Origin of the sequence: Psychrobacter sp. AH5 (assembly GCF_040371085.1) — a bacterium.
In the GTDB taxonomy this organism is placed as follows: Bacteria; Pseudomonadota; Gammaproteobacteria; order Pseudomonadales; family Moraxellaceae; genus Psychrobacter.
Window position 1 is genome coordinate 108735 of record NZ_JAMBMT010000001.1, and the last position, 15388, is coordinate 124122.

The window sequence follows — 15388 nt, forward strand, 5'->3', positions numbered from 1 at the left end:
AAGTAATGACTGTACGTAAAAACAAGGCAATGACGATTAGTAGTCGTGTTTCCTCTACTTTCGCCGCTCCTGCATTGGCTCTGAGTATGTTCGCTATAATGAGCAATGCTTATGCTGAGCCGCGTATCAACAATGTGTCGGTGATTCAAACGTCGCCAGCAGCTACGCAATTACGTTTAGGATTTAATGAAACACCAAGCTTGCCTACCGCTTATCAGCTCGATAATCCCAGTCGTTTGGTCTTGGACTTCGAACAAATCCAAAATGGTTTGGCTAGTAGATTCAATGCCTACAATATCGGTATGGTCAATGATATTACTACGCTAAGTAATGATAGTACCACCCGCCTTATTGTTGGACTAAAAAAAAGCGGCAATTACACTACCGCGATTGATGGCAATGATTTATTGCTAACAATCAATGATGCTACTGCGCCAATCACTACCAATGATCCCGTCGCTGATGTGCTAAATAATAATACCGCTATTGTGACCACTCCAGTCAGCACCGCTGTCGTGACTCCTATTGTTGAAACTAATAGTGTAGCTACAGCGCCAGTAGTCGCTCGTCAAACTAAAATAAAGGCTCAAGTGCCTGCTGATACTATGGTAGTTAGAGTCAATCCACTACTAGATCCTAATCTTGCATCCTCGCAAGTAAGCCGCCAGTATAGCTATGATGGACTAAGCGCGCTGAACTTTGCCGCGGGCGCTGATGGCGGTGGTAATGTCAGTATTACTTTGACCAACGAAGCGATGCCGGTAGACGTGCAGCGTCAGGGTAGTAAGCTGGTAGTCCGCCTAACGGGCAGCACTGTGCCTAGAAATCTGCTACGTCGTCTAAATATAAATAGTGGCCTAGTCGCTAGTGTCGATACCAAAAACCAAGGTCAAACCGGTACTATTACTATCAATATGACTGGCGACTACGAGTATCAAGCTTATCAATCAGGTAATCAATTAAACATCGGCATCACCAAGCCTGAGCTGTTACGCGAGCCTACGTTAGAAGAGAAGGTCTATACTGGTGAAGCGCTATCTATGGAGTTCCAAGACGTTGAGATTCGCAGTGTACTGGATATCTTAGCGCAGTTCACCCAGATGAACATAGTTGCTAGTGATTCAGTCGCTGGTAATATCACGTTGCGACTGATCAATGTGCCGTGGGATCAAGCCTTAGATATCATTCTAAAAAGTAAAAACTTAGGTAAGCGTGAGAACGGTAACGTTATTTTAGTGGCGCCTGCTACTGAGCTGGCTCAGCAAGAAGCTGAAGAGCTACAAGCTCAAAGAGCGGTGGACTCTTTTTCTCCGCTGCGGACAGAATATATTCGCCTCAGTTATGCCAAAGCACAAGACGTGTTGAAGCTTATCTCTGATGGTAGTGGTCCTACTAATAGCAATGTCGGGCTACTTAATAGCACAAGCAATATCGGTAATCTTCAAGATAATAATACCTTATTGTCTGATCGCGGTACGGTAACCATTGATGAGCGTACTAATACTTTGATTATCAAAGATGTCGCTGATAGTATCGAAAATATCCGCGAGCTTATTGCCAAAATTGATATTCCAGTACGCCAAGTGATGATTGAGGCACGTATTGTCAGTGCGACTGATAGCTTTAGTAAAGAGATTGGCGTGCGCTGGGGTATTTTATCTAGCGGCGCGGCTACTAACCGTAATCTGTTAGTGGGCGGTAGCAATCAAACGCTAGCGGATCTAAAGGATTTTGATATTGAAACCACTACTATCAATGGGCAGACAGTCTCTTATCCTAGCTATGATATCACTAGACCGGATAATTTGAACGTAGACTTAGGAGTGACTAACCCTGCCGCTGGTAGCATTGCTTTTGGGCTGCTAAGCTTATCAGATGTGATGTTAGATCTGGAATTATCAGCGCTACAAGCGGATAATCGTGGTGAAGTTATCTCCACGCCAAAGATCTTGACTGCGGACAAACAAACGGCCAAAGTCTCATCCGGCACGCAAATTCCTTATCAAGAAGCGGCGGCTAGTGGTGCAACTTCCACAAGCTTTAGAGAAGCGGCACTCAGTTTAGAAGCCACTCCCAATATTACCCCTGATGGCAAAATTGGCTTGCAGCTACTTATTACTAACGGCACTCCTACTATTATCAATGGTGATGTTGCTATTAATGAAGACTCGATCTCAACCAATGTCATCGTTGAAGATGGACAGACTATCGTGTTAGGCGGGGTGTTTAGAAACCGTACCAATAACGGTGTAGATAAAGTACCATTCTTAGGAGATCTGCCTTATATTGGTCGTGCCTTCCGCCGCGATGTACGCAGCAATAACAAGGAAGAGCTGCTAATATTTGTGACACCAAAGCTTATCAATGATGGTATCAGCCGTTTAGATTAAAGACTTGTATTTTTGCTTAATCCTTTAGCAATAGCCGTCTAGTACTAGTTATTTAAATATGAGAAAAGCAGGCCTAAGCGCTTGCTTTTTTTGTGCAAAATAATTCTAGCTTATATAGTCGATACACTTTAAAAATGACATAGCGCTACTGGGATGAATTTTGTGCAGGCTCGAATGTAAGCAGCACGCCAGCAAAATTTATACCAGTAGCGCCCTTAAATCGATAACAGTTTTACTTTCAACTGACTATAGTTATAACAGGCAGCAGGGGACTTTAAAATCAGCTGTAAGAGTTTTTACTGTTAATAATCATCCCTGCTTACTAGCCAGATTATCGATGACGTTGTATGATAGTTGATTTAGCTGAGTAACTGTTATGTTGGAGGAATTACCGTCGGTATTCATAGTAGGTCCGATGGGTGCGGGAAAGACTACTATTGGCCGTTTGCTTGCCAAGCAGTTAGGACGTGAGTTTGTCGATAGCGACTGGTATATTGAGTCGCAAACCGGCGCTGATATTGCATGGATATTCGCCAAAGAAGGTGAAGCAGGCTTTCGCGCGCGCGAAAATAAAGCCATCGATGAGCTTACTCAAAAGCCGCAGATCGTTCTAGCTACGGGTGGTGGCGCAGTTTTGCGTAGCGATAACCGTGAGTTTTTGCATGAGCGCGGGATAGTGGTTTATCTCAATGCCCCAGTCGATGTACAAATGGCACGTACCGCCAAGGATAAATCGCGCCCACTATTACAGCAGCCCAATCCTAGACAAATTTTACAAAATCTATATCAAATCCGTGACCCTCTGTATCGGCAAGTTGCGCATATTATCTTGCCAACCGGTCACACTTACCCGCGCCATATGGTCAATCAATTAATGCAGCAGCTTGAGCTGTTTTTATCAGCTAGCACTGAAACAACGGTAGAGACAGCTGCCGAAGATAATAAATAGCAGACAGCGAATAGCTAAAAAGTACCGCATTTAATATAAACTAAAACAGCTGGTTATAATCAGGAACGCGCTATGGCAAAGCCACTACTCGATGATAGTTTAATAGTACATACCCAAAGCCATGATTACCCTATTGTTATTACCGCACAGTATCACAAAAAAGGTACTGAGCAAGCTAATGATCAATCAAGCGCTGCTAAATTTAGCACTATAGCGGAGCGTATTAACCCTTATATTACTGGTCAGCAAGTATTAATTGTCACTAATGATACGGTCGCGCCTTTATATCTACAACCTTTGCAACAGCAGCTATCGACTGACTTTCAAGTAGCGGTTTGTATTTTGCCCGATGGCGAGCAGTATAAAAACCAAGATCACATTAATAAAATCTATGATGCGTTAATGGCCCAGCATTTTAATCGCGATGTCACCTTAGTGGCGCTTGGTGGCGGGGTCATTGGCGATATGACTGGCTTTGCCGCGGCAAGCTTTATGCGTGGGGTGAATTTTATTCAAATACCAACCACGCTTTTGGCACAAGTAGATTCAAGCGTTGGCGGTAAGACCGGTATTAACCACCCACAAGGCAAAAACATGATTGGTGCGTTTTGGCAGCCGCAAATGGTACTTGCAGACATGACTACCTTGCAGACTTTGCCAGCGCGTGAGCTATCAGCCGGTATCGCTGAGGTCATTAAGTACGCGCTGATTATGGACAGCGAGTTTTTGACTTGGCTTGAACACAATTTGCCGGCGATGATGGCGCTGGACTTGGCAGTACTAGGCGCGGCGGTAAAACGCTGCTGCGACTATAAAGCCAAAGTGGTCGCTCAAGATGAGAGAGAGTCAGGAATACGAGCATTATTGAACTTTGGTCATACTTTTGGTCATGTCATTGAGACTCATGAAGGCTATGGTAATTGGCTACACGGTGAAGCGGTAGCAGCTGGCATGGTACAAGCCGCCCAATTGTCACAAAAGCTTGGCTGGATAACTGAGGATGAGGTCGATCGAGTTAAGCGTCTATTGACCCTTGCCAATCTTCCTACTATCCCTCCTAATATTGCAACGGCCACAGCGCTGAATTTGATGGGTCATGATAAAAAAGTTAAAGGCGGTAAGATTCGTCTTATTTTACTCAAATCTTTGGGTGAGGCGGTACTGACTGATGACTTTGATGAGCGTTTGTTAGTAGAGGTATTATCACAACATAATTAATAAAACGTTATAATATCTCTATAACCTGTTTTACCAAGGAATACTCATGGCAGAATCGTATCCATCGACCGTTGCTCCAAAGAACACTTATCGCCGTCAAGCGCTTTTATGGCTAATGATGGCTTTGCTGCTTGGGGTAGTGACCGCTTTGGTTTGGATGTTTAGCCAGACGTCAGCTATAGGCACAGAGATTGAGAATGCACCGATTGCCGCGCCGCAAGCTACCGTAGAAGAGCTCAAGCAGCCATTATCTATTGAGTCTTTGCATGAGCTTGATACTGACGTACAGCCGATAGATTTTGCAGCGACGGTGCGTGATTTGCGCAGCTATCCTGACGAGTTTAAAGATAAGCGCTATTTATCAGCGAATAAAGGCAAATGGACCGTGCAAGTGATGAATGTGGCCGAAAATGAAGTCATCGTCAGCTATCTAGAAGGCCGAGACGATCGCGAAAAATTTGCTTACTTTCGCTACCTAGATGAAAACAAGCAAGTACGCTACATGCTGACTTACGGCATTATGAGTAGTCCACAAGAAGCGGTTGGCGCAGCCAAACTTATCGACTTTAACCTACCAGCTGATGTGCGGGTATTGCCAGAAGAGATCAATCGCTATGTCAGTATTATCGATAATTATGAGCGCCCAGAACCTATCAAAGATTTGGGTAATCAGCGTGCTCGTTCAGTCAGGTTACAGCGCACCCAACGTGAAGTACCGGTACGCCAAAAAGCACCGACTGTCGATAATAGCGCCACCGATAGCGAAAACATCTCTGCCGATGCTATCAAAGACAGAGCTGAGCGCAACATGGCCAATGATAGTAATGGCTCAGCTGCCAATAGCGAAGAGAGCATCCGCCAATCAGAGGATACCTCAGCCACTTTGTCTGTCAATGAAGAGCGCTCATTTGAATCTGAGAACGATAATAAACCGCAAAAAACAGACACTCCGCGCAAAAATGAGGCTGAAGTCAAAAAGCCGCCAGTGGTAGCCGCTCCCAAGCCACCAGCGTCAAACACTGCTAAAGCGCCAGCTGCGAATGCTAATAACAATAGCAGTGCCAATAACTCCTCCAATAATAGCAGTAATAAAGCTGCTGCTCCCAAAGCTAATAATGACGCCATAAAAGAGCTGATAGAAAATAAAAGTAATTAATAAAAAGGGGCTAATACTAAATATTTAGCCCCTTTTTCTTTATGGTTCAGCTTAAATTAAAGGCGTAGAGCGCTCTTTGTTTAATAGTAATCTAGCGATTTATTATAAACGCTGACTTACTGAGCGAAAGAAAAGACTAGATTTTTCATCTATCATTAACTATTATAAATAACAGCAAGTTATGTATAGTTATCGTAAATAGCAACTTATGTTATAGCTTGCTGCAGTATTGGCTATAATTTATCTTTTTTAAGCAACGCTGTTTTTAGCCTAGTTATAATCAACAGTTTGACGGCTTTTATTGGTTTTTCTCTAAAGATATCAAAGCATTACTATTAGCTTTTGATATTCGAGGCTGTCATAGCAGTCGTAGCATTACATTTATTAGCTCTCAATTTATCAATATTAAGGGAATAAAGTGTCGTTTAGGACGCGCGTTGAATTGACGCTGTCGCTAAAATAAAAGGCCTACCGATGTTTTTTGATAAGTTTGGCTAATTGGTTTTAGTAACCAACCATATTTATGATGCGCTAATGCTGATAAAGATTGATAAATAGTCATAAAAGAGGATGTTAATTCCTAATAGCAGATAATAAATCACGCGTTCTATTAATCCGGATAAATGAATATAAGGTTAATAATAATTTAAAAAGCGTTAATTTGTCTAGTCTAGTTTGTTTAATTAGCTATTTAATCGGCTCTAAAACTAGTTTTGGCACTGATTTTAAGCTTTAGGTTCAATAAACACGCTTTGATAACTGCTTGGTAGTAATAGTAGCGCGTTTTAGCTACGTTTTGATTAGCTCCAGCTTTTCTATCGGTAGTAACGCGCTTCGTACTGGCACTGATATTGCATTGAATACAGGCCGCCCGTTCACCTAAAAGGACAGATTATGTCAATGATTTCCTCGCATACTCATCTAGCGACTCCAGATGATTTCTCCGATAACTGCGGTTTTGGTTTGATTGCTCACATTGAGGGACAAGCCAGTCACGACTTAGTAAAAACCGCCATTCATAGTCTAAGCTGTATGACCCATCGCGGCGGTGTGGCAGCGGATGGCAAGACGGGTGATGGCTGCGGCTTATTGCTAGCTACCCCGACTGATTTTTTTAGAACGATTGCTGCTGAACAAAAGCTATCTATCAGTGAGAATTTTGCCGTTGGGATGGTGTTTACTAGCTTAGATAGTGATAAAGCGGCTTATAGTCAGCAAGTGTTAAACGAAGAGATTAGCGCTCAAGGTTTAGAAGTCGCTGGCTGGCGCGAGGTGCCGTTAGATCTTAGTATCGTCGGTGATATCGGCCGTGAGACTTTACCTGACTTTAAACAGGTATTCGTTAACGCCGCTGATGAGCTTGCGGCAGAGGATTTTAATCGTAAGCTGTTTGTGGCGCGCAAAAAAGCCGAGCAGCGCTTGAGAGATGATGAGCTGTTTTATGTCTGCTCGTTAAATTGTCAGACTATTATCTATAAAGGGCTAGTGATGCCCTCGGACTTGCCGGCGTTCTTTTTAGATTTGCAAGATGAGCGTTTGGCCTCGCATATTGTGGTTTTCCATCAGCGTTTCTCCACCAATACCCTGCCGCGCTGGCCTTTAGCGCAGCCCTTTCGCTACTTGGCTCATAATGGCGAGCTCAACACTATCACTGGTAACCGTAACTGGTCTGAGGCGCGTACCCCGAAGCTTAAATCGGGTAAATTGCCTAATTTGAATGAGCTTACCCCGCTGGTGAATAGCACCGGCTCGGACTCATCAAGCCTTGATAATATGCTTGAGGTACTAGTCTCAGGCGGGATGAATCTGTTTCATTCGATGTCTATTCTGGTGCCGCCTGCTTGGCAAAATGTCGATAGCATGGATATGGATCTACGCGCCTTTTATGAGTTTTATTCGCAGCACATGGAGGCGTGGGATGGGCCCGCTGGCCTAGTGATTCAAGATGGTCGTTACGCCGTGTGTATGCTCGATCGTAATGGCCTACGTCCGTCGCGTTGGGTCACCACCAAGAACGGTTATATCACCGTGGCCTCAGAGATTGGCGTTTGGGATTATGCGCCAAAAGATGTGATTGCTAAAGGCCGCGTGGGCCCCGGTCAGATGCTAGTCATCGATACCATGACCGGTCAGATCATGGACACTAAGACCATAGCGACGCTGCTCAAAAAAGCGCATCCCTATCGTAAGTGGCTACGTGAGCAGGCCACGCGTATCCGTGATGATGAGCGTATTGAGGAGCAAATAGCGAGCGCAGCTTATCGCGGTGAGCGCCTAAAAGCGCTACAAAAGATGTATCACATTACCAATGAAGAGCGCACAGAGATCATTCGCCCTAACGCTGAAAACGGTCAAGAGCCTGTCGGCTCTATGGGCGATGATACGCCGATGGCGGTGCTATCGCAGCAGATCCGTCATGTCGGGGACTTTTTTCGTCAGCAGTTCGCGCAGGTCACTAACCCGCCGATCGATCCGCTACGCGAGTCTATTGTCATGTCATTGCAGACTTGTTTGGGTGCTCAGACTAATATCTTTGCGCCTTCGGCTAAAGATGCGCACCGTATTATCTTATCCTCGCCAGTACTATCAGCAAGCAAAATGCAGCAGATCGAAGCCTTGGACGATCCAGCCTTCAAAATGGCGCGTATTGACCTTAATTATGCGCGTGAGCAGTCGCTAGACGAAGCGATTATAGCGATTTGTGAGCAAGTCGCAGCGGCCATTCGTAGTGGTCATCCGCTGATCGTATTATCGGATAAAAATATTGATGCTGATAAAATTCCAGCCAACGCTATCATGGTCACCGGTGCGGTGCATCATTATCTGATTGCTGAGGGTATTCGTACCGATGCCAACTTAATTATTGAGACGGGTTTGGCGCGAGATTCTCATCAAGTCGCGGTGCTCATTGGCTTTGGCGCGACCTGCGTTTATCCGTATTTGGCCTATGATGTCATTGGCGACTTGGTCGCGACAGGTGAGTTATTAGGTGATCCGATTCAGGCGCGAGTCAATTTTCGTAAGGGTCTAGATAAAGGCCTACTAAAGATCCTCTCAAAGATGGGTATCTCAACGGTAGTCTCTTATCGCGGCGCGCAGTTATTTGAAGCGGTAGGTCTCTCTGAAGAGGTGGTCAATCTTTGCTTTAAAGGGGTGCAGAGCCGTATTAAGGGCGCGACTTTTGAGGACTTAGCAGCCGATCAAGCGCAGTTAGCCGCCAATGCCTTTAAGCGCCGCGCGCCACTCGATCAGGGCGGGCTGCTCAAGTTTGTATTTAACAAAGAGTACCACGCCTTTAACCCGGATGTGATTAACAGCTTGCATACGGCGGTGCGTACTGGTGATTATGATAATTATCAGCGCTATGCTGATATAGTGAATAGCCGCCCGATTGCGACTTTACGGGATCTGTTGGCGCTCAAAACCGATAACCCTATCGATGTCAATGAAGTGGAGGACGTAAAAAACATCCTATCGCGCTTTGACTCAGCCGGTATGTCTTTAGGAGCCTTGTCGCCTGAGGCGCATGAGTCGATAGCGATGGCGATGAATACTATCGGCGGACGCTCAAACTCAGGTGAGGGCGGGGAGGATCCTGTACGCTATGGCACTTTGCGTAACTCCAAGATTAAGCAAGTGGCCTCTGGGCGTTTTGGCGTGACGCCTGCCTATTTGCGCTCAGCTGAGGTGATGCAGATCAAAGTGGCACAAGGCGCAAAGCCGGGTGAAGGTGGTCAGCTGCCAGGGGGTAAGGTTAATGCGCTGATCGCGCGTTTGCGTTATTCAGTGCCTGGGGTGACCTTGATCTCACCGCCGCCGCATCATGATATCTATTCTATCGAGGATTTAGCGCAGCTGATTTTTGATCTCAAACAAGTCAACCCTGATGCGCTAGTGTCAGTAAAGCTAGTCTCGCGCCCCGGCGTCGGTACTATCGCTACCGGCGTTGCCAAGGCTTATGCCGATCTGATTACCATCTCAGGTTATGATGGCGGTACCGCCGCATCGCCATTGTCTTCTATTCATCATGCCGGCTCGCCTTGGGAGTTAGGACTGGCAGAGACTCATCAATCGCTACGGGTCAATGGACTACGCGACAAAGTGCGTATCCAAACCGATGGCGGTCTCAAAACGGGTTTAGATGTAGTTAAGGCGGCTATCCTAGGCGCTGAGAGCTTCGGTTTTGGTACCACGCCGATGATTGCGGTCGGCTGCAAGTATTTACGTATCTGTCACTTAAATAACTGCCCGACAGGGGTTGCTACCCAAAAAGCCAAATTGCGCGATGAGCATTATATTGGTGAGGCGGAGATGCTGATTAACTTTTTCAAATTTGTCGCCACCGAAACGCGTGAATGGCTAGCGCTGCTCGGGGTACGTAGTATGGAGGAGCTAGTCGGACGTACCGATTTGCTGGAGATACTCGAGGGCACTACCGACAAGCAGCGCCATTTAGATCTGACGCCGCTGCTATTTAGCCATCCTGCCAGTAGCGGCAAAGCGCAGACTTGTCAGGTCGAGCGTAACGAGCCATTCGATAAAGGACTGCTCGCAGAGCAAATGATTAGCGATATGATGCTGACGATTCGTCAAGGTTTAGGCGGAGATTATAGCTATTATGTCGGCAACTGTGATCGCTCTATTGGCGCGCGTATCTCCGGCGAGATTGCCGCGCAGTGGGGCAATCTAGGCATGAGCGATATGCCTATCAAGCTGCATTTGACGGGTACTGCTGGGCAGAGTCTGGGCGTATGGAACGCGGGCGGCTTGCACATAGAGCTTGAAGGCGATGCCAACGATTATGTCGGTAAAGGCATGGCAGGCGGCGAGATTGTCATTTATCCGCCAAAAGATTCGCACTTTGTCACAAAGGATACCGCTATCATTGGCAATACCTGCCTATATGGTGCTACAGGCGGTAAACTATACGTCGCTGGCACCGCAGGCGAGCGCTTTGGGGTACGTAATTCGGGAGTGCATGCGGTCGTGGAAGGGACAGGCGATCACTGCTGCGAGTACATGACTGGCGGTATCATTACTGTGCTGGGACGTACGGGCCTAAACTTTGGCGCGGGTATGACGGGCGGTTTTGCTTATGTCCTTGACATGGAAGGCGACTTCTTTGATCGCTGTAACCATGAGCTTATCGATCTCAATCGTATCTCAAGCGAGCAGACAGAGACCCATCGTATTTACTTGCAGCAAGTCGTTGAGAGCCATGTGGCCAAAACAGGTAGCGCTTGGGGTAAGACTATCTTGGCAGATTTTGATTACTATGTGCGCAAGTTTTATTTGGTTAAACCCAAAGCGGCGAGTATTGCTAACTTACTTAATACTACCATGGCAGATCCGCAGTAGCGCTATTGATACTAGCTATAATAGCTATCGACATCATCAGCTAAAGGTTTGACAGGGACGGGGCACAAGCGAGCGCCGTCCTGAAAGTAGACTAGAACCACTGCGCTATACCAACGCAGATGCTTTAAGCAGGTCAGTGATGCGGCGAGCCCGTAGAGACGTACTGGACATAAGCGGGCAAGATTTATCGTCATCACTACCCACTATCAAAGAGATTTTATCATGGCAAAACGTTTAGAAAATAGTTTTCAGTTTTTGGATGTTCCCAGATTAGAGCCTATCAAAAAGGACATCGTCACTCGCGCCACTGAGTTTGTAGAGATTTATACGCCGCAAGACACCGAGCTGGTAGCTAACCAAGCGCACCGTTGCCTTGAGTGCGGTAACCCTTATTGTGAGTGGAAATGCCCCGTACATAACTATATTCCCAATTGGCTGAAGCTTGCGACCGAAGGACAAATCTTTCAGGCAGCAGAGCTGTGCCATCGTACCAACACTTTGCCTGAGGTCTGCGGCCGTGTCTGTCCACAAGATAGGCTTTGTGAGGGCGCTTGTACTTTGAACGACGGGTTTGGCGCGGTGACTATCGGTAATGTCGAGAAGTACATCAACGATACCGCCTTTGCTTTAGGCTGGCGTCCTGATATGTCTAATGTGGTCTGGACCGATAAAAAGGTTGCTATTATCGGCGCAGGGCCAGCAGGATTGGGCTGCGCTGATATCTTAGTCAGAAACGGCGTCAAGCCTATCGTCTTTGATAAGCGTCCTGAGATTGGTGGTTTGCTCACCTTTGGTATTCCTGAGTTCAAAATGGAAAAAGACGTTATGCGCAATCGCCGCATTATCTTTGAAGATATGGGCATCGAGTTTCGTCTCAATACCGAAATCGGCACGGACATCACTATCGATGAGCTGATGAGCGATTACGATGCGGTATTTATGGGTATGGGCACTTATACTTATATGCGTGGCGGTTTTGCTGGTGAGCAATTAGAGGGCGTACATGACGCGCTTGATTATTTGATCGCTAATGTTAATCGCTGCAACGACTGGGAAAAAGACGCTAGCGAGTACATCGATCTAAAAGGCAAAAGAGTAGTGGTACTTGGCGGCGGTGATACAGCGATGGACTGTAACCGTACTAGCATTCGCCAAGGGGCCCAGCGCGTCGTTTGTGCTTATCGCCGCGATGAAGAAAATATGCCAGGCTCGCGCCGCGAAGTGATTAATGCTCGCGAGGAGGGCGTTGAGTTCTTATTTAATCGTCAGCCGACTGAGATTATCGGTCTCAATGGCAATGTCAAAGGCGTCAAAGTCGTGACTACGCAATTAGGCGCGCCTGATAACCGTGGTCGTCAGCGCCCCGAGCCGATAGCGAATTCAGAAGAGATTATTGAGTGTGATGCAGTAATTATGGCGTTTGGTTTCCGCCCGAGCCCCGCCGATTGGTTCGAGACTCAGCAAGTTGCGATGGATGCCTCAGGGCGCGTAGTGGCTGTCGAGGATCAGACCTATAAGTTTCAGACTAAGAATCCGAAGATCTTTGCAGGCGGTGATATGGTGCGCGGTTCTGACTTAGTAGTGACGGCGATTTGGGAAGGCCGAGAAGCCGCTGAGGGTATCTTAGATTATTTAGAGGTATAACTCTTGTATCTTGAATAATCGCTTAATACTATCGATGAAAGTTGATAAAATAAAGCAGTTATTCATGAGCATTGAGAGTATGAGTATAACCTTAGTGCCTAGACACTGTGTAAGAGATTATGCCCAATGCTCATCCTATCATCTTAATATTCTGAATGGTATCCAAGTGCCTCGACATCTTATCAGATGCCATGAGTGACACTGCATAAACAAGGGAAGACAATAAGATGACACATTATATAGGCATAGACGTTAGTAAAAATAAGCTAGATATTGCATGGCTCAAAGACACTGACAAACTAAAATTCAAAACTAAAGTCTTTAAAAATGATCACAGTGACTATGCTGCTCTTATCAACTGGCTAATTGCTAACATTACTGATGACTTAAACAACATCCACATAACCCTTGAAGCCACAGGCGTCTATCACGAGAACATCGCCTACTACCTATTTGATAAAAAGCTTAACGTCAGCATCATCAATCCTGCTTACGTCAAAAGCTATGCTGCTAGTTTAGGAAGTCGCAACAAGACGGATAAGAAAGATAGTATGTTATTAGCCCGCTACACCTATAGTGCTAAGCCTAAATTGTGGACACCGCCGCCAGCAGAGGCGCGTTACCTCAAGTCTTTACTGTCGCGCTTAGACGCGCTACAAGAAGACTTACAACGTGAGCTGAATCGATTGGAAAAAACGGAGGCCACAGACACCGCTCCTATCGTTAAAGCGTCTATTGAGCAGATGATAGTCTCTTTGCAAGCCGCCATTGTTAAGCTCAATGGTGATATTGATGACCATATCGATGGTCATTCCAATTTAAAGCAAGACCAATATCTGCTACAAACTATTAAAGGCGTCGGCCCTGTTGTCTCAAAGCAGATGATGTCGCTGATGCATAATAAGCAGTTTAGTCAAGCGTCGCAAATGGCAGCCTTTTTAGGTCTAGTTCCCAAGCATAGTGAATCAGGGCTATTTAAGGGCAAGTCTCGCTTAGCAAAGAATGGCTCAAGTGCCGTAAGAGCTAAATTGTATATGCCGGCGCTAGTCGCCATTAAGCATAATCCCGACATTAAGGCGCAGTATGAGCGACTGCTTGCTAACGGTAAGTGCAAAATGCAGGCTGTCTGTGCGGCGATGCGTAAGCTTGTGCATATTTGTTTCGGCGTGGTTAAACATCAGCAACCTTACCAAGCAAGAGTTGAGCTAATTAGCACTTGATTTGGCTTTTTTAAGATGGTATCTCTTTCAGTATACGCTAAAGATTAGCCCATCTTAGCGTTTGTGAGTCGCAAACTTTATATTCTGTGCTAGCATGTTGACATCCATAATGCCTTTTATTCTTCGGTGGATAAGAGGCATTGTTTTTATCCTTTTTGATGAATAAGAGTGTTGTAAAGTGAAAGCGTCCCTCTGGCAGCGTATCAGTGCGCCTTTTGTTGAGCCTTATGCTCGCTACTTACATGCCGATGTGTTGCATGCTATACGCTTAGGCGTGGCGGTTTTGAGCGCTTTATTACTTAATAAGCTGACACACTTGCCGCATGGCGAGTGGACGACGATCACCGTGTTTGTGATTTTGGGGTTATTGCAGTATCAAGGGGCGATCTATACTAAGGCCAAAGAGCGTATTTTAGGAACGTTACTTGGCGTCGTAGTCGGTCTAGGCTTTATTTGGCTCAGTAAAGATATTGGCGGGTGGCTTTGGCTTTATTATTTCTCCATCGCAATGATTAGCGGCATTATCGGTTACGTCGCGGTCAAGCAATTGGGCTATATTGGCTTGCTTACCGGTATTACGATGCTGATGATAGTGTCTAGCCCTGATCAAAGCAACATCGGACAAGACGGTCTGTACCGCGCATTTAATATCTTGCTAGGCGCTGGAGTGGCGGTCGCGGCAACGCTAATTTTGCCACTCAAATCAACGCTGATGTGGCGGTTTTTATTAGCCAATAATCTAGAATCTTGTAGTAATCTGTATGCCGGGGTCGGCGATCATATCGATGCTGAGAGTATGACCGATAAGCCATTTCAGTATGCCGATGTCACCACTATTGCCGACCTTATTCATCCCACTTATCCCCCTAGTAGCGCTATCCCTGATGTGCCTGTCAATAAGGCGCTGATTAAAGAGCTACAAAAGATCAATAAACGCCTGCTTGCCGTGCGTCCGCATATCGCCGCAACCGCGAGCGAGTCTGGTATCGATAAAGAAACGCTTGAGACCATTCAGCGCTCGCACCGCAATATCATTGGCACTATTGATTTATTATTAAGCGCCGCGCCGCGTTTGGCCAATATTGAGATCGATGAGGACAATCATATTTTATTGATGCACTATCAGCATGAGTTGACCCACGCTATGCAGCATATGGCAGCGGTGCTGCGTAGTCCTAGCGATGAGGTGTTTCGACCCATTACTCGCATTGCGGTCTCCGAATATCCAAGCGTACAGCACCTCGCTTTTGAGTGGCAGGGTTATTTTTGGCTCACCCAAACCTTACAAGCGCAGTTGCAGCGGCTCAGCGATCTATTACAAACCACAAATTCGCAGTGGTATTCGGCCTCGGGTCTTCGCTATCAGCGCCGTGAGCAGCGCCGTATCGAAGATCATGGCGGTGAGACGGATTTGCATCTATAGCGGAACAAATCACTCAGCATATAAAAAACG

General features: G+C 46.2%; 9 protein-coding genes. 8 read left to right on the plus strand and 1 reads right to left on the minus strand.

What is annotated here, in order from left to right:
• Window positions 1-5 precede the first annotated feature (5 nt).
• The 5 genes from M0N77_RS00475 (at window position 6) to gltB (ending at window position 11071) form a co-directional block, all read left to right on the plus strand.
• On the plus strand, window positions 6-2390 hold the full coding sequence (locus tag M0N77_RS00475) for a type IV pilus secretin PilQ family protein (protein ID WP_353102525.1): 2385 nt from the start codon (window positions 6-8) through the stop codon (window positions 2388-2390).
• A gap of 376 nt (window positions 2391-2766) precedes the next feature.
• A complete protein-coding gene (aroK, locus tag M0N77_RS00480) occupies window positions 2767-3339 on the plus strand; it encodes a shikimate kinase AroK (protein WP_353102527.1) in 573 nt (190 codons plus the stop codon).
• A gap of 72 nt (window positions 3340-3411) precedes the next feature.
• A complete protein-coding gene (gene aroB, locus M0N77_RS00485) occupies window positions 3412-4557 on the plus strand; it encodes a 3-dehydroquinate synthase (protein ID WP_353102529.1) in 1146 nt (381 codons plus the stop codon).
• Between the two features lie 46 nt (window positions 4558-4603).
• Window positions 4604-5713 (plus strand): hypothetical protein, encoded by a 1110-nt coding sequence (locus M0N77_RS00490; protein WP_353102531.1) that lies wholly within the window; start codon window positions 4604-4606, stop codon window positions 5711-5713.
• Between the two features lie 894 nt (window positions 5714-6607).
• Entirely contained in the window at window positions 6608-11071 is a 4464-nt protein-coding gene (gltB, locus tag M0N77_RS00495) for a glutamate synthase large subunit (protein WP_353102533.1), read from the plus strand.
• A gap of 11 nt (window positions 11072-11082) precedes the next feature.
• On the opposite strand, the gene M0N77_RS00500 is transcribed toward gltB, so the two are convergent.
• Window positions 11083-11265, minus strand: coding sequence for a hypothetical protein (locus M0N77_RS00500; protein ID WP_353102535.1), 183 nt, complete (start codon window positions 11263-11265; stop codon window positions 11083-11085).
• A gap of 28 nt (window positions 11266-11293) precedes the next feature.
• On the opposite strand from M0N77_RS00500, the gene M0N77_RS00505 reads away from it, so the two are divergent.
• The 3 genes from M0N77_RS00505 to M0N77_RS00515 all read left to right on the plus strand — a co-directional run bounded on the left by M0N77_RS00505 (window position 11294) and on the right by M0N77_RS00515 (window position 15358).
• Window positions 11294-12715 carry a glutamate synthase subunit beta gene (locus M0N77_RS00505; RefSeq protein WP_353102537.1) on the plus strand — a complete coding sequence of 474 codons (1422 nt, stop codon included), beginning with the start codon at window positions 11294-11296 and terminating at the stop codon, window positions 12713-12715.
• A 227-nt stretch (window positions 12716-12942) separates the two neighbouring features.
• Entirely contained in the window at window positions 12943-13935 is a 993-nt protein-coding gene (locus M0N77_RS00510) for an IS110 family transposase (RefSeq protein ID WP_353102539.1), read from the plus strand.
• A 178-nt stretch (window positions 13936-14113) separates the two neighbouring features.
• The gene (locus tag M0N77_RS00515) at window positions 14114-15358 is read left to right on the plus strand and encodes an FUSC family protein (protein ID WP_353102540.1); all 1245 of its coding nucleotides are present in this window, start codon (window positions 14114-14116) and stop codon (window positions 15356-15358) included.
• Window positions 15359-15388 lie beyond the last annotated feature (30 nt).